Origin of the sequence: Streptosporangium sp. NPDC048047, assembly GCF_040653115.1 — a bacterium.
Taxonomy (GTDB): Bacteria; Actinomycetota; Actinomycetes; order Streptosporangiales; family Streptosporangiaceae; genus Streptosporangium.
Map to the genome: position 1 here is coordinate 133,755 of NZ_JBEZNH010000012.1, position 14,958 is coordinate 148,712.

14 protein-coding genes are annotated in these 14,958 nt (G+C 68.4%); 8 read left to right on the plus strand and 6 right to left on the minus strand.

Going from position 1 to position 14,958, the window contains the following annotated elements; genetic code table 11:
- The first annotated feature begins 37 nt into the window (after nucleotides 1-37).
- The 3 genes from AB0D67_RS13705 (at nucleotide 38) to AB0D67_RS13715 (ending at nucleotide 4,219) form a co-directional block, all read left to right on the plus strand.
- Nucleotides 38-2,026 (plus strand): hypothetical protein, encoded by a 1,989-nt coding sequence (locus AB0D67_RS13705; RefSeq protein WP_362933691.1) that lies wholly within the window; start codon nucleotides 38-40, stop codon nucleotides 2,024-2,026.
- Nucleotides 2,027-2,232: 206 nt separating this feature from the next.
- Complete coding sequence (locus AB0D67_RS13710; RefSeq protein WP_362933694.1) at nucleotides 2,233-3,048, plus strand: hypothetical protein; 816 nt, start codon at nucleotides 2,233-2,235, stop codon at nucleotides 3,046-3,048.
- Nucleotides 3,035-4,219 (plus strand): XRE family transcriptional regulator, encoded by a 1,185-nt coding sequence (locus AB0D67_RS13715; protein ID WP_362933697.1) that lies wholly within the window; start codon nucleotides 3,035-3,037, stop codon nucleotides 4,217-4,219. The genes AB0D67_RS13710 and AB0D67_RS13715 overlap by 14 nt, the downstream gene beginning before the upstream one ends.
- A 547-nt stretch (nucleotides 4,220-4,766) precedes the next feature.
- On the opposite strand, the gene AB0D67_RS13720 is transcribed toward AB0D67_RS13715, so the two are convergent.
- The gene (locus AB0D67_RS13720; protein WP_362933700.1) at nucleotides 4,767-5,756 is read right to left on the minus strand and encodes a hypothetical protein; all 990 of its coding nucleotides are present in this window, start codon (nucleotides 5,754-5,756) and stop codon (nucleotides 4,767-4,769) included.
- A 329-nt stretch (nucleotides 5,757-6,085) separates the two neighbouring features.
- Between AB0D67_RS13720 and AB0D67_RS13725 the strand changes: the two genes are divergently transcribed.
- Complete coding sequence (locus AB0D67_RS13725; protein ID WP_362933703.1) at nucleotides 6,086-6,856, plus strand: transposase family protein; 771 nt, start codon at nucleotides 6,086-6,088, stop codon at nucleotides 6,854-6,856.
- Between the two features lie 98 nt (nucleotides 6,857-6,954).
- Here the strand turns inward: AB0D67_RS13725 and AB0D67_RS13730 are convergent, their stop codons facing one another.
- The 3 genes from AB0D67_RS13730 to AB0D67_RS13740 are packed head-to-tail and all read right to left on the minus strand — an operon-like array spanning nucleotide 6,955 to nucleotide 8,131.
- A complete protein-coding gene (locus AB0D67_RS13730; RefSeq protein WP_362933706.1) occupies nucleotides 6,955-7,083 on the minus strand; it encodes a hypothetical protein in 129 nt (42 codons plus the stop codon).
- A complete protein-coding gene (locus AB0D67_RS13735; protein ID WP_362933860.1) occupies nucleotides 7,080-7,769 on the minus strand; it encodes an ISAs1 family transposase in 690 nt (229 codons plus the stop codon). Before AB0D67_RS13735 ends, AB0D67_RS13730 begins: the two co-directional genes overlap by 4 nt.
- Nucleotides 7,736-8,131 (minus strand): transposase family protein, encoded by a 396-nt coding sequence (locus AB0D67_RS13740; protein WP_362933863.1) that lies wholly within the window; start codon nucleotides 8,129-8,131, stop codon nucleotides 7,736-7,738. The genes AB0D67_RS13735 and AB0D67_RS13740 overlap by 34 nt, the downstream gene beginning before the upstream one ends.
- Before the next feature lie 159 nt (nucleotides 8,132-8,290).
- Here AB0D67_RS13740 and AB0D67_RS13745 point away from each other — a divergent pair, with 159 nt between their 5' ends.
- On the plus strand, nucleotides 8,291-8,488 hold the full coding sequence (locus AB0D67_RS13745; protein WP_362933709.1) for a hypothetical protein: 198 nt from the start codon (nucleotides 8,291-8,293) through the stop codon (nucleotides 8,486-8,488).
- 181 nt (nucleotides 8,489-8,669) lie between these two features.
- On the opposite strand, the gene AB0D67_RS13750 is transcribed toward AB0D67_RS13745, so the two are convergent.
- On the minus strand, nucleotides 8,670-8,882 hold the full coding sequence (locus AB0D67_RS13750; RefSeq protein ID WP_362933712.1) for a DUF397 domain-containing protein: 213 nt from the start codon (nucleotides 8,880-8,882) through the stop codon (nucleotides 8,670-8,672).
- On the minus strand, nucleotides 8,870-9,706 hold the full coding sequence (locus AB0D67_RS13755) for a helix-turn-helix transcriptional regulator (protein ID WP_362933715.1): 837 nt from the start codon (nucleotides 9,704-9,706) through the stop codon (nucleotides 8,870-8,872). The genes AB0D67_RS13750 and AB0D67_RS13755 overlap by 13 nt, the downstream gene beginning before the upstream one ends.
- Nucleotides 9,707-9,887: 181 nt before the next feature.
- On the opposite strand from AB0D67_RS13755, the gene selA reads away from it, so the two are divergent.
- The 3 genes from selA (at nucleotide 9,888) to fdhA (ending at nucleotide 14,636) form a co-directional block, all read left to right on the plus strand.
- Nucleotides 9,888-11,288 (plus strand): L-seryl-tRNA(Sec) selenium transferase, encoded by a 1,401-nt coding sequence (gene selA, locus AB0D67_RS13760; protein WP_362933719.1) that lies wholly within the window; start codon nucleotides 9,888-9,890, stop codon nucleotides 11,286-11,288.
- Nucleotides 11,288-13,207 carry a SelB C-terminal domain-containing protein gene (locus AB0D67_RS13765; RefSeq protein ID WP_362933722.1) on the plus strand — a complete coding sequence of 640 codons (1,920 nt, stop codon included), beginning with the start codon at nucleotides 11,288-11,290 and terminating at the stop codon, nucleotides 13,205-13,207. Before selA ends, AB0D67_RS13765 begins: the two co-directional genes overlap by 1 nt.
- 208 nt (nucleotides 13,208-13,415) lie before the next feature.
- Entirely contained in the window at nucleotides 13,416-14,636 is a 1,221-nt protein-coding gene (gene fdhA, locus AB0D67_RS13770; protein ID WP_362933725.1) for a formaldehyde dehydrogenase, glutathione-independent, read from the plus strand.
- The last annotated feature ends 322 nt before the right edge of the window (nucleotides 14,637-14,958 follow it).

Below are 14,958 nucleotides of genomic sequence, written 5' to 3' on the forward strand. Positions count from 1 at the left end.
CGTCCGGGACGGTTCAGTGAGTGAACATAGGATGGACATGACCGTGATGACGGCCCCGACGACCGACCCACAACCGTCGGTCCCATCATCCTTGCAGCCTGAACCACTTCGCAGCCCTCTCGGCGGACTCGACTACCGCAAGGTCAGCGAGGAAGCACGAGCCGAGAGCCGCAATCGAGAGGTTCACCTTCCGCCGGTCAGCACCTACCGCTGGTGGGCCCGGCGGACGAGCGCCGTCAATGGTGCCGTCATCGACGCGTTCAACGCAATGACGCCTGGCCGGCTTCTCGTTGCCGACATGTTCGCCGGAGGCGGCGTCATCCCGCTCGCAGCCGTCGCGCGAGGCCACCAGGTGTACGCCCAGGACCTAAACCCCTGGCCGGCCGCCGGCCTCACCGCAATGCTCGGGCTTCCCGCACCGGACAAACTCCGCGAGGCGGCAGCGACGATCGAGCAGTGGGTCCACACCGAGGTCGAGGCCGCCTACGGCACGACTCTCACCAACGGGACCAGAGGCGTCGTCTCCCACACGATCCGTGTGGCAACGGGCGAGTGCACCGGCTGCGCTCGGCGCGCCCGTATGTTCCCCCACGCGCTTGTATCGCTGCGAGTCCGCAAAGAGAGCGGAAACCCCCAAGCATGGATGGCCTGTCGGCGTGGCCACCTCTTCTCAGCCAATTCCGATAAACGTCGACGCTGCCCGACCTGCCACGTCCTAGTCGAGCCGACAGCCACCTACACTCCGATGCGGACGATAACCTGCGAATGCGGTAAAACCGACCGCCTCTCCGATCGTGCCAAGACCTGGCAATGGGAGATCGTCCTCGTCGACCGGTCCAGCCGCACCACACGTGAGGTCGACATCCCTACCGAGGCCGAACGCGAGCGGGCCGACTCGAGTCGCTGGCAACCGGCTCACGACCTGGGGCCGATCCCACCAGGCCAAGAAACGAGCGTACTCACCCGTCACGGCTTCCAGCGCTGGCAGGACCTGTACCCGGACCGGCAGCGCCACATGCTCGAGCGCATGCTCGATCTGGCGAGCCGCTGTTCGAAAGATCCTTCAGTCTTGCGCGCGGCGGAACTGGCCGTTATCGGAAGTGCCGAGATGGCCGGGCACCTGTCCCGCTGGGACCGGTTCTACCTCAAGAGCTTTGAATCAATGGCAGGCCATCGATTCAACCTCACGACTCTGGCTGTCGAGCCGAACGTTTGGGGCGGTGTCGGCCGCGGACGCGGAACCGTTCTGCGACGTCTCAACCAGCTCGTCAAGTCCGCGGCATGGTTGCATGAGAAGACCGGCCGTGAGCTGCTCGTCCAAGGCCCGCTCACCAGTAGCACACCGGCCACCGCCATGAACGAGTGGGACGTACGCGTTGTCGAAGGCAGCAGCGAGCAGATGGTCCTACCGTCGAAGTCTGTGCACCTGGTTCTGACCGATCCGCCGTACCACGACGACGTGCAGTATGCAGAATTGTCCGGCCCCCTGCGCGCGTGGGCTCGTCTCGCGAACGAGAAGCTCACCAACGAGGCACTCACCGGTGAAGCCGTGGTTAATAGCGCCACCGGCCAACTCGTCGACGACGGCGCCTACGAGGCGCTGCTCGGCCGCATCTTCAAAGAGGCTCGACGTACACTTCGACCGGACGGACATCTCGTCTTTAGCTACGCCAATCGAAGCCCACGCGCCTGGGTCGCCGTCTTCGGCGCGCTGCAAAGCGCCGGCCTACGCGCGGTGGGCTGCGAGTTGGTGCACAGCGAGAACGAGACCGACCATGCAAAGCGGGGCGTGCGGGCCTGCACCCTCGACCTCATACTCGACCTCGTTCCGACTGGACCTTCTCCCGTCGAGCAGCACAGACCACGTCCCTCTCCGGACATCCCGCTCACTGACGAACGACGGTTCCTCGGCGTCGTCGCCGACATGTTCCTGCGAGTTGGTGACCTCAAGGACGGATGGCGCTCCGAGGTCCACAAGACGTTGTCAGAGCACCCCTTTATTACGCCCATCGAGCGTGTCACGTGAGTGATACCCCAGGATCTAGCTTCCCCCAGCAGCCCGGACACCGGCGGTGCGGCATCAAGCCCCAGCACCCGGTCATCGCACGGGCTTCAGCTATGGCACCGTGAGAGAACAACATCAGCTTGAGTCTGGCTGGGAGTATGATGCACGAAAATGAAGTGCTGGCGACGGCTGTCTGACGGCAGACGAAGCCGGGGTGGAGGTTGTCGATGAGCGCAGGGGCATCACCGTTGTCGGGCTGGGCGCGTGAGCGGTTCGGCGAACGTGCCGACGCCGTACGGCGGCAGCTTGCCACCTCGTTGCTGGAGGCCGTGGGCAACGCCCAAGACGCCCAGCGGTCCTCGCTCAGCGACAAGAACTTCGCCTACGGGAGCGCTCTGATGACCCGCCGATACGAAGCAATCGTCGAAGGCTTCCAGAATGAATCGGGCTTTCAGACCGTCCGACCGTACGGCTCGCCGCACCATCTGGTGGTTCTGGACGGCAACTTGCTATTGCCGTTTCGCTATGCCAAGGACGATCGCACGTCGATCGCCGAGGCCCGCGTCAGCGACGGCCGCATCTCCGCGCTCGTGCGCGAGCTGTTCGACCGCTTCGGCCCCGCGCCCTCCTACCACCAGGAGGAGCTGTGCCTGTCAGCGCAGGAGGAGGCAGAGCGAGCCTCGGTCCGGGTCGAGCTGGAGCGGCTACCCGCCGACACCCGCCTGATCCCGGTCGCCTACGCCGGCAACGCCCAGGCCGGCCTGCTCCGGCTGTACTGGGGTGAGGCCGAACTGATCGACGAGTTCGGCCGGATCCGCTGGCTGCACTGCGAGCCGGTCCCACTGGCGGGCCTGCCTTCCGGATCCGCCGCACCCCTGTGGCACATCCCACCCGCCACCGCGGCACGCTTCGACCACGGCTCGCTGCCTGACCTGGCATTGCACGCCCGATCGCCGATCGAGCGGAAGAATGGCACGATCTTCCCCGTCAGCAGCGAGGCACCCGAGGAAACCGCGGTCACCAGCGACAATGAGCACCCCTGATCACCCCCGCCCCATCAAAACCGCTATTAGATCCATTCTAGGCAACCTGAGCCCGCAGGCCATCGCCGATGCCTTTGACCCGGCCCGGCTCACCCAGGCCCGGCACCTGGCGGTGCTGACTAAGAAGGACCTAGCTGAGCGGATCGGGGTGACGCCTGCAGCGATCGGCCAGTACGAGACCGGCACCACCCGTCCCCGGCCCGATCTCATCCCCTGCCTCGCCGACGTGCTCGGCGTGCCGGCGGCGTTCTTCCTCTCCGGCCGCCCGCACGGCAAGCTCGACGGGTCCATGGCTCATTTCCGTAGTCTGCGCTCCACCCGTGCCCATCAGCGCGCCAAGGCCGTCGCCTTCGTTGAACAGGTCTGGGAACTCGCCTACGCGCTGGAAAAGCGGGTCCGGCTGCCACACGTGGATCTTCCGGGGTTCTCCGGTGGGGAGGTCCACTCCGGCGTCGAGGTGCCACGTGAGCCTGCCCTGGCTGCCCGCGCCCTGCGCCACCTGTGGAGGCTGGGCAGCGGGCCGGTCTCGCACATCGTGCGGCATATGGAGGCCCACGGCATCGTCGTGGTCTTCCCCCCGCCAGATGAGGACGCCACAACCGTGGACGCCTTCTCCACCTCCCAGCTGCCCCGGCCCATCGTGGTGTTGACCGCCAACCGGTTCGACGACATTCACCGCTACCGCTTCACCGCCGCCCACGAGCTGGGCCACCTGGTCCTGCATGGCGATGCTGCCTCGGGCGACTCCCAGCAGGAGCGTGAGGCCGATGTCTTTGCTGCTGAGTTCCTTACGCCCCGTGACAGCATCCTGCCCGAGCTACCCACCCGTCTGGACCTGCGCCGCCTAGTGGCGCTAAAGCACACTTGGGGCGTGTCGGTCGACTCCCTGCTGTACCGCTGCCGCGAGGTCGGCCTGATCTCCGACTCTGCTGCTGGTCGTGCCTACCAGCGTCTCAAGACCTTGCGCGACCAGCCCGGCTTCGCTCCCGAGCCAATCAGCAATTACCCCGGCGAGCAACCTGTGCTACTGCGCCAGGCCTTCGACCTCGCTGTCACCGAAAGTGGTCTGACCATGGCGCAAATGGCGACCCAGCTCGCCTGGCCCGTCACCCGTGTCCGTGAGCTCCTCGGCATGCCTGACCAGCGCCCCGCTCTACGCATCGTGCCATGAGTCGAGTTGTCGATGGGTGGAGCAGCCTGCAGCCCATCCATCTGCATTACTCTCCAGGCGTTCTGGGTTTCGCTGCGATTACCACCCTTACCATTTTTTCAGTGACCCAAAGTATGTGCGTAATGGCCAACGCTGCGAGGAGAACGGATGAAAAGCACAGGGTCGCTGCTAGCCGATTTGGGTTGGTGTCGTTGTCGACTAGTAACGCAGCAAGTGATAAGAAGGTAGCCATGGCTGCCCATCTCATGCTTCTCGTATAGGAGCCGAACAGACGAGGCCACTGCTTGGTCCTACGCAATATTTCGAATCTGGGGGAGCTTGCGGAGGTAAGAGCAATGGTGATGGCTGCAATGATGAACCCTAAGAGAGTTCCATGGAGTCCGAGGATTGCTGCATAAATTTCCTTCCGCCGGTTTAGCAGAATGCTCCGCAGTGGACTATCTATTTCCGAAACTAGCGATAGCTTGTAAGTTATCAGAGATATGATGGCGAACATGAAGAGCTCTTTGGCGAAGGAGGGAAGTCGTCGCACCATCAGTTGCACCTCTTAGGGAGATTGGTTTGACCCCTTCGAGGACACACTAGCTGACGAGGCCGACAAAAGATCTTCGCGTAGCTCCCCGTAGGCTTCCTCTATCTTTCGGTAAGCATCGTCACTGTTGAGCACTCTAGATCTTGGACTCTGCCGCAGGATTGTCTTCTTGCTGATGAGCTGATCCTCAAGGAGGTTTATTTCATCGGCTCCTCCGGTTTGCTTGTTAACGATAGTGGCCCTGAGCTCTTCAGCTTGGTCGCGAAGATCTTCTTTTCTCATCATTCGACGCAAGAAGTTAATCAGGTCGGATTTGAGGTCCACTCTCTTGTAGGGTTCCGGCTGGAGGATGAGCCCGACAACTGCAGCATCGCTTCCCAAAGCGGCAGCATCGAGTGCTCGCCCCAGAGACTCATTAGCCTCCGCAATAGTGGACGTGTAGGATCTGCGAACCCGCAGAGTCAGCCTGCGGACGGATTTGTTCCCCTCCAACTGCTTGGCTATGTTGTGATTAAGCAGGGCTTCCATCGTAAATGATGGAATTGCCCCCGAGAGGGTGTACATCATGTATATAGGTAAGCGCTTTGCGCGAGGGCCGTAGAAGTTATGTTCCACGCCGACGATACCATCGGGGAAGAGGCAAATATGTGACGTCTCGCACAGCCCTTCTTCTTCGCCGAGCACGAGATTGCGGAGCGTTCCCCCAGACTCTGATTGTGGCAAAGCATTCTTTCTAATAGTCCCCAGACGTAGCCTGATTACCTCCCCTGTAGCGTCTACCCAGGCGCACAGACTACTGCCGTCTGATTGGTTCATGTAGCGGCGATTAGCCGCATCGAAAGGAAGATCGCTAATAGCCTTGAGTCCGGCCTCAAGATCAGCGCTGATGTTCTTCGGGATTCCTGTCTCATCGGCGCCTGCATCGATTCGATAGAAGTAGACGCTGCGGTCGACGGTCGGACGCTTCGACTGCTGGAGGCGACGCTGAGGTGTCGGTGAACTCATGACTATAGGGTGCCACGAGTTGCGGGGCACCGCGTCCGTTGCGCAAGCATTCGCATTGATATGCCTGGATCAGAATGACCTGTTTATGCCGTTATTTACCATAGAGTGGGATATTTATATATCCGGGAGGCTGAGAACTAGGCCCTGCTTCGAAGTCGGCTGTATGGCGGCGTGTCGTGCCCGGACAAGCAGCGAGGCTTTTCATCCTCGGCGGATAGGTGGCGGGTCACAGCATGATCGCAGGTACGGCGTTCACCTGATGACGTAGAGAAGCTCCTGGTAGACGGGTTGATCACCACAATCACGTCCGCCACAACCAGGAGCTTCAGGTGCTGTTCTACCGTGCCGCGGTCGATTTGTCGCGTTCAACGCTGAACTACGTGGCCGGAGTCATCCGGCGGCACCGCACGGCGATCGGCACGCCCTGGCGGCGGCTCAACCCCGGGCAGCAGGCCCTGCTCGTGCTGGTTCACCTGCGCAAAGGTGAGACGTTCACCGAGATCGTCGCCGGGTTCGGCATCTCGACGGCCACCGCCTGGCGGTACGTGCAAGAGACCGTGATGCTGCTGTCGGCCCTCTCCCCGAAGCTGGGCCGGGCACTGCGTGCGGCCAGGCGGGACGGGCTGCACTACCTGGTGCTGGACGGCATGCTCATTCCCACCGACCGGGTCAAGGCCGACTGGCCGTACTACTCGGCCAAGCACCGCGTCCACGGCATGAACATCCAGGTTATCGCCTCTCCCGATGGGACGATCATCTGGACCTCCGGTGCGCTACCGGGCTCAGCCCATGATCTGAGCGCCGCCCGGATCTGGGGCATCCCGCGCGCGCTGGAGCGGGCCGGTGTCGTCACCCTCGCCGATAAGGGCTACCAAGGCGCCGAAGGGTCGCTCGTCACGCCGTACAAAGGGCGCAACAAGCCCGTCTCCCGCAAGCGGGCCAACCGCTCCCACGCCCGGCTACGCGGCCCCGGCGAACGCGCCAACGCCCAGCTCAAGAGCTGGCGCCTCCTGCGCAGGCTCCGCTGCAGCCCCAGCAAGGCCGGACACCTGTGCAAGGCCATCGCCGTCCTGCAGAACTACGAGATTACCCGAGGATGAAAAAGCCTCAGTGAGGTCTCCGGTAGAGGGGTTCATCGACCAAGAAGAACCTGAACACCAGAGACCTCGTGACCACCTTAGCCAGGGCCGAAGCGTTCTCACGTTGTGAGATTGAGTAGCTGAAGGCCGTCCGCGGGATGGTTGCGGTAGTGGTCGGTGGCGGCTGCGATGTTGGCCCAGCCGATCAGACGGACCAGGCCGATGGTCAGGTTGCGCAGGCTCGTCATGATCCGGGGTGCGGTGCAGGTCCGGACACGGGAGGCGTCTTCGCGGTAGGTGACATCGCGGACGTGGTGAGGGCCTGGATGCTCCAGTGGCCGCGGATCAGCGCGGCGAGGCGGGCGTGGGGGATGCGGCCGGGCGGCAGGCTGGTGATCGCGTAGACGGTGGCGATGGTGGTCGTGCCGGTCCTGCGGTTGGTGCGGCGGCATTTGACCTGGATGGTGTGGGCGGCGTGGGGGAAGGGCAGGCCGGGCCGGGCGGTGCAGATCTTCATGCGGCGGATCTCGCGGCGGCTATGTCCGCGCTCGTCGGTGCGGTGGTTCAGGAACGCCGCCCGCCAGGGCAGGGCTTTGAGGCGGCGCCGGTGCAGGGTGGGCTGGTTGCCCTTGACGAGGAAGATGTAGTGGCCGCCTGCGGCGATGATCTGGCGGGCGTGCTCGATCTGGGTGTGCAGGGCATCTGCGGTGATGACCGCGTGCGACAACTCCAGGCCGGACAGTAGGGGCGTGAACGCGCCGATCTCGTTGCTCTTGACCGCGATCTGCCGCTGGGCCAGGACAGTGTGGGTGTCGTGGCGGACGGCGGCCAGCAGATGGATCATGGTTCCGTCGGCGGTGCGGCTGCCGCGCAGGGCTTTGCCGTCGATGGCCAGGCCGATCAGCGGGGTGGGTCTGCGGGCGGGGTGTCGCAGGTGAGGGTGGCCAGGTAGGCGCTGATCGCGGTGTCGAAGGCGTCGCCGTTCAGGCGGGCGAGCAGCCTGCGCAGGGTGCTGGTGGCCAGGCGGATGGTGCCGGGCAGGTCGGCGCGAAACAGGACGCTGGGGTCGTATCCGTGGATGGATCGGTTGATTGCCGCGATGGAGGCGGCTCCGCCGAGGCCGGCGAGCAGGGTCAGGGCCAGCAGCGGGCCGAGCCGGTAGTGGCGTCCGCGGCGGCTGCGCGGGTCGGGCAGGACGTCCAGGACCTCGGCCAGGATGGGCAGGTCGGCCCATGGGTCGGAAACTGCGACGTGCTCGGAGTGGCGGGCGAGCACCTCTATCGGGGATGATGGCACGCGAATGCGGCCCCTGATGATCGCCCGGATAGACACCGGCGATCATCAGGGGCCGCGTTCGTCATCTCCGCATTGGGGTGCCCTCAACCAGCAGCCAGGTACAGAGCTACGACCGTCTCACCAATCGAGAACGCCTCCGCCTTGCCATCGGAGTGGATCATGAGCAGGTATGCGGTCGATGAGAAGCGCCGTGCTCTGATCGTCTTCTGGGGCACTGGCTCCAGCGACCTCGCCTCCACCGTCGCCCAGCCGGACGCCGCGGTTCCCGCTGCTCAACTCCAGCAGCTCAAGCCAGATACGGCACGCGTCATGGGTCTGTCCAAGCAGCGTGTCCACCAGTTGAAGGTAAGCGCCTGACAGTGAACCGAGTCGTGGTTTGCGCTGCGGCGAGTGTGGTGCAGGCACGGCTCTCCCTTCCCCGTCGGTGCAAGGCCGACTCAGATGAGGTGTCGTCTTGTGGGAGGAAGCTCAAACCATCGACAGGAACGGCGAGCACTGCGCATCGCTACACGGCCTGCTGGTCCGGGAGGAGCCGCCGTTAGCCGAGGCGGCCTTCCCTGATCGCCGTGGTGAGGGCGGACCAGGCGTCGGGGGTGAGGACGAGGGCCGGGCCGGTGCGGTCCTTGGTGTCGCGGACGGCGCGGCGCCCACCCGAGAGGGCCGCGACCTCGACACAGTCACTTCCGTCGCCGCCGGACAGGCTGGACTTGCGCCACCGGGCGGTGGAAAGCTCGCGGGTCAGGTCGTCCATCTGCGCATCGTCTCCTTGATGAAGCCGAGTGACTCTCTCCGGGACAGGGCGTCCGCTCTGATCACGCCATGTCTGCATATTAAGCTTTTTACCTCTTCCGACCTATCGCTCACCCGATCCTCGGTGCTCTGGGAGTCGATGTAGGCCACCGGCGGGGACTCGCGCGGCATCTCCGCGACGACGAAGCTGCCGAGCAGCCCGACGGTGCCGTAGGCGGCGTAGGGCAGCACCTGCAGCGAGACGCGGGGGCTCTCCGCCAGCTCCAGCAGCCGCCGCATCTGCTCCACCATCACCTCGGGGCCGCCCACGGGGCGGTGCAGGACGCCTTCGTCCAGCACCACCCACATCATCGGCGGCCCCGGCCGGTCGAGGAGGCGCTGCCGGTCGAGCCGGGCCGCCAGGCGCTCCTCCGCCTGGTCGGAGGTGGTGCCGGGCTCGTTGGCGATCAGCGCCCGCGCGTAGCCCTCGACCTGGAACAGGCCGGGAACCATCGCCAGCTGCCAGACGTGCAGCGACTCGGCCTCGGCCTCGAAGTCGAGCCAGGGGCGGAACCATCGGGGCATCTGGTCGGCCTCCCTGGTCAGCCGGTCGAGCAGGTCGGTCAGCTCCCTGCCCCGGCCGAGGACGGCGTCCACCTTGCGGGCGAAGTCGAGGCCCGGGGCGCGGCGGCCGTTCTCGATCATGCTGACCTGGCTGGCCGACAGGTGGACGAGGTCGCCCAGCTTCCGCTGGCTCAGCCCGGACAGCATCCTGACCTTTCGCAACTCGGCGCCGAACCGGATGCGTGGGGACGCATAGGGATCCGGTTCCGGTGAAGCAGTCATCTCCGAGCTCCTTCCGCCGTTTCTGACCGTGTCCGGGAGATTACTCCGGGGAGTCGTCGAAAATGGCGGGAGTTCACACACTGTGAACATGGTGTGGATCCGTAATCAAGGAGGACGTGGCCGCGGGCCGTACCGGCAGGGCGGGTGGGGTTCGCTTCCGGTCCGGCTCTATTTTCGTTACGTGGACCCACGAAGGCACGTTCCGCGTACCGACACCGTTCTCGCCGACCCGCGGCTCGCCGCGGCGGAGCGCAGGCTCGGGCGGGCGGTGGTCAAGGAGGCCGTCACCGAGGCCCAGCGGCGGGTACGGCAGGGCGGCCTCGCTCCCGCCGAGGTGGCCGACGCCGCCGTGGCGGCGCTGCCCCGGTACGCCGCCGGTCTCCGGCCGGTGCTCAACCTGACCGGCGTCCTGGTCCACACGAACCTGGGCCGGGCTCCCCTGTCGCAGGCCGCCGTGGAGGCGGTCACCGCGGCGGCGGGCTGCACCGACGTGGAGTTCGACCTGGCCGCCGGGGGTCGCGCCCGCCGCGGACGGGGCGCGCTGGAGGCGCTCGCGCGGGCGGTGCCCGCGGCCGAGGCCGTCCACGTGGTCAACAACAACGCCGCCGCGCTCGTGCTGGCGGCCACCGCGCTCGCCGCCGGGCGGGAGATCGTGGTCAGCCGGGGCGAGCTGGTGGAGATCGGGGACGGCTTCCGCATCCCGGATCTGCTGGTGTCCACCGGGGCGAGGCTGCGCGAGGTGGGCACCACCAACCGCACCTCCTACGCCGACTACCGGGACGCCGTGGGGCCGAAGACGGGGTTCGTCCTGAAGATCCACCCGTCGAACTACCGGATCGAGGGGTTCACCGGGTCGGTGGAGGCGTCCGCCCTCACCGGGCTGGGCGTGCCCGTCGTGGCCGACATCGGCTCCGGCCTGCTGTCCCGGGAGCCGCTGCTGCCCGGCGAGCCCGACGCTGCGGGCGCGCTGCGGGCCGGGGCCGACCTGGTCACCGCCAGCGGCGACAAGCTGCTCGGCGGGCCGCAGGCGGGCCTGCTGCTCGGCCGCCGCGACCTGGTCGAACGGTGCCGGCGTCACCCGCTGGCCCGCGCGCTGCGGGTGGACAAGCTGACGCTGGCCGCGCTGGAGGCCACGCTGCGCGGCCCCGAGACCCCCGTCCACCGGGCGCTGCACGCCGACCCGGCGGTCCTGCGGGAGCGGGCCGAGGCGCTCGCCGTACGGCTGGCCGCGGCCGGGACGGACGCGCGGGCGGTGCCGAGCGAGGCGACCGTGGGGGGCGGTGGGGCGCCCGGCGTGACGCTGCCCAGCGCCGCGGTGAGCCTGCCCGCGGGGCTCGCCGTACCGCTGCGGACCGGTGAGTCGCCGGTCGTCGGGCGGATCGAGGGCGGCAGGCTCCTGCTCGACCTGCGGGCCGCCCCGCCGGAGGCGGACGAGGAGGTGGCGCGGGCGGTGCTCCGGGCCGTCGCCTCCGCGGGGGCGGACGGCTCCGGAGGCGAGTCCGGGGGCGGTTCCGCGGATCGGGAGGCGAGCGCTCTCCGGGAGGGCGGGGCGAACGGCTCCGGGCTCGAAGGGAGGGGCTGATGCACGTCGTGGCCACGGCCGGGCACGTCGACCACGGCAAGTCCACGCTGGTGCGGGCCCTCACCGGGATGGAGCCCGACCGGCTTGCGGAGGAGCGGCGGCGGGGCCTGACGATCGAGCTGGGCTACGCCTGGACGGCCCTGCCCTCGGGGGAGCGGCTGGCCTTCGTCGACGTGCCCGGCCACGAGCGCTTCCTGGCCACGATGCTGGCCGGGGTCGGCTCCGCGCCCGCCGTCATGTTCGTGGTCGCCGCCGACGAGGGCTGGATGCCGCAGTCGGAGGAGCACCTGACCGCGGTCGAGGCCCTCGGCGTACGGCACGGCCTGCTCGTGGTGACCCGCGCCGACCTCGCCGACCCCGCCCCGGCCATGGAGGCGGCCCGTACGCGCCTGGCGGCCGGCGGGCTCTCCGGGATCGAGGCGCTGGCGGTGAGCGGACGCACCGGACAGGGACTCGACGAGCTGCGCGGGGCGCTGGACCGGCTGGTGGCGGGCCTGCCCGCGCCCGATCCCGGGGCGCCGGTGCGGCTGTGGATCGACCGGGCGTTCAGCGTCCACGGCAGCGGCACGGTCGTGACGGGGACGCTGCCCGACGGCCGGATCACCGCGGGCGACGAGCTGGAGCTGCCCGGCGGGCCGGTGCGGGTCCGGGCGCTGGAGTCCCTGAAGGAGTCGCTGCCCGCGGTGACCGGCGTGGCGCGGGTGGCGCTCAACCTGCGCGGCCGGGCCGTGCCCGAGCGGGGGCAGGCCCTGGTCACGCCGGGCGCGTGGACCGCCACCGATCTGGTCGACGTGCGGCTCTCCCCGGTCGGCACGGCCGGCCGGGGCGCGGGACCGGGCGCGCCGGACGTCCGGGGAACAGAACCGGGGACGGGTTCGGGCGCGCCGGGGGCCCGGGGAGCGGCCACGAGGCCGGAGGAGCCCGGCGCGCCGGTGGAGCGCCTGCCGGGCCGGTTGACCGCGCACATCGGTTCGGCGGCCGTGGTGTGCTCGGTGCGCCCGCTCGGTGGCCGTGTCGTACGGCTGCGCCTGGCCAGGCCGCTGCCGCTGCACGTGGGCGACGTGCTGCTGCTGCGTGACCCGGGCCGCGAGCGCGGCGAGGTGCGGGTGCTGGCGGGCGCGACCGTGCTGGACGTGCGGCCGCCGTCGGTGAGCCGCCGGGGCGCGGCCCGAGAGCGCGCGGCGGAGCTGTCCGGGGCCGTTCCCGGCGCGGCGGCCCTGCTGCGGACCCACCGGCTGCTGCGCGCCGGAGAGCTGCGGGCGATGGGCTGCCCGCCCGCGGACGAGCCGGTGTGCGGGGACTGGCACGCCGACCCGGAGCACTGGGCGGGGCTGGCGGCGCGACTTCCCGAGGCGGTGCGACGATACGCGGCCGGACATCCGCTGGAGCCGGGCATGCCGGTCGAGGCCGCCAGGCACGTGCTGGGGCTGCCCGACCGGCGGCTGGTGGCGGCGCTCGTCCGGCCGCCGCTCTCCGTCGCCGACGGGCGGATCTCCGGCGGACGGCCCGCGCTGCCCGCCCCGGTGGCCCGCGCGGTCGCCCGGCTGGGCGCGGAGCTGTCCGCGCGCCCCTTCCTGGCGCCGGAGGCCGGACGGCTGGCGGAGCTGGGGCTGGGGCCCCGGGAGCTGGCGGCGGCGGTGGCGGCGGGAGCGCTGCTGCGGGTGGCCGACGGGATCGTGCTGCTGCCCGGCGCGGACGTCCGGGCGGCGCGGGCGCTGGCCCGTCTGCCGCAGCCGTTCACGGTCAGCCAGGCCCGGCAGGCCCTGGGCACCAGCCGCCGGGTCGCGGTGCCGCTGCTGGAGCACCTCGACCGCCGGGGGCTGACCGAGCGGGACGGTGACCACCGGCGATGCCGCCTTCCGGCGCCCGGCGCCGTGCCTCCGGACCGGCCCGGCGCCGTACCTCGAACCCGCCCGTGACCTCACTCCCGAGCCGGCCCGGCGCCGTGCCCCCGGACCGGAACGGCGTCACATCCCGGAACCCGCCCGGCGCCCCGCTCCCGAGCCGCCATGACGCAGTACCCCTCAAACCGCCAGAAATGTGGTCAAACTTCTCATAGGCGTACATCTCCGCGCCGAGTCGCGGGTATGCCCGGGAAGAGAAGCGGGAACCGCCTGGGGGTGCGCCATGGCCGGAAACAGGGGCGTCGTCTACGAGGGAACGGGCAGGGTCGTGGTCGAGGACTTCGACTACCCGACGTTCGAGCTGAAGGATGGGCCGGGGGTCAATCCGGCGAACGTCGGCCGGAAGGTCCCGCACGGCGCGATCGTCAAGACCGTCGCGACGAACATCTGCGGCAGCGACCAGCACATGGTCCGCGGCCGCACCACCGCCCCCCACGGCCTCGTCCTCGGCCACGAGATCACCGGGGAGGTCGTCGAGAACGGCCCGGACGTGGAGTTCGTCAAGGTCGGCGACCTGGTCTCGGTGCCGTTCAACATCTCCTGCGGGCGCTGCCGCAACTGCAAGGAGGGCAGGACCGGCATCTGCGAGAACGTCAACCCCGACCGCCCGGGGTCGGCGTACGGCTACGTCGACATGGGCGGCTGGGTCGGCGGGCAGGCCAAGTACGTCCTCGTGCCCTACGCCGACTGGAACCTGCTGAGGTTCCCCGACAGGGACCGGGCGATGGAGAAGATCCTCGACCTGGCGATGCTGTCGGACATCTTCCCCACCGGCTACCACGGGTGCGTGACCGCCGGGGTGACCACGGGCTCCACCGTCTACGTCGCGGGCGCCGGGCCGGTGGGCCTGGCCGCCGCGGCTTCGGCGTTCCTCCTCGGGGCCGCCGTGGTGATCGTCGGCGACCTGAACGCCGACCGCCTGGCGCAGGCCCGCAGCTTCGGCTGCGAGACCGCCGACGTGTCCCAGGGCGACCCCCGCGACCACATCGAACGGATCCTCGGCGTCCCCGAGGTGGACTGCGGCGTGGACGCGGTGGGCTTCGAGGCCCGCGGCCACGGGGCCGAGGCCGCCACCGAGCACCCGGCCACCGTGCTCAACACGCTCATGGACGTCACCCGGGCGGGCGGCGCGCTCGGCATCCCCGGGCTGTACGTGACCGGGGACCCGGGGGCCGCCGACGAGGCCGCCCGGGAGGGGGCGCTGTCGATCCGGCTGGGCCTCGGATGGGCCAAGTCGCTCGCCTTCTTCACCGGCCAGTGCCCGGTCATGCGGTACAACCGGCAGCTGATGATGGCGATCCTGCACGATCGGGTGCAGATCGCCAAGGCGGTCAACGCCACGCCGATCCCGCTGGAGGAGGCGCCGCGCGGCTACCGGGAGTTCGACGAGGGCGCCGCCCGCAAGTACGTCCTGGACCCGAACGGGATGCTCGGCACGTCCTGACGCCCGCGCCGCGCCGTGCCGGGAACTTTCGTGCGGTGCCGGTCCGGAAGGATGTACGCCCTGGTCAGGGCGGGATGTCCGGCGTGTTCCGTGAGCGCCGGGCCGTGTCGCCGGGCCGTCGCGGGCGGCCCGGGGGGCTCACGGTGTCGATGTGTTCTCCCTGACCGGAAGTGATTTACATGGTGCAGGAGAAGATCACCGATTGCCATTCCCGGGAATGGCGGAGTTTTTCACATTGAAACGATCTTGGGTAGGATAATGGTAATGGCCTGTTCTCCTGTACCGCCCGGCCGGCTCCGACCCCGTTCCGGTCGGGGACGAG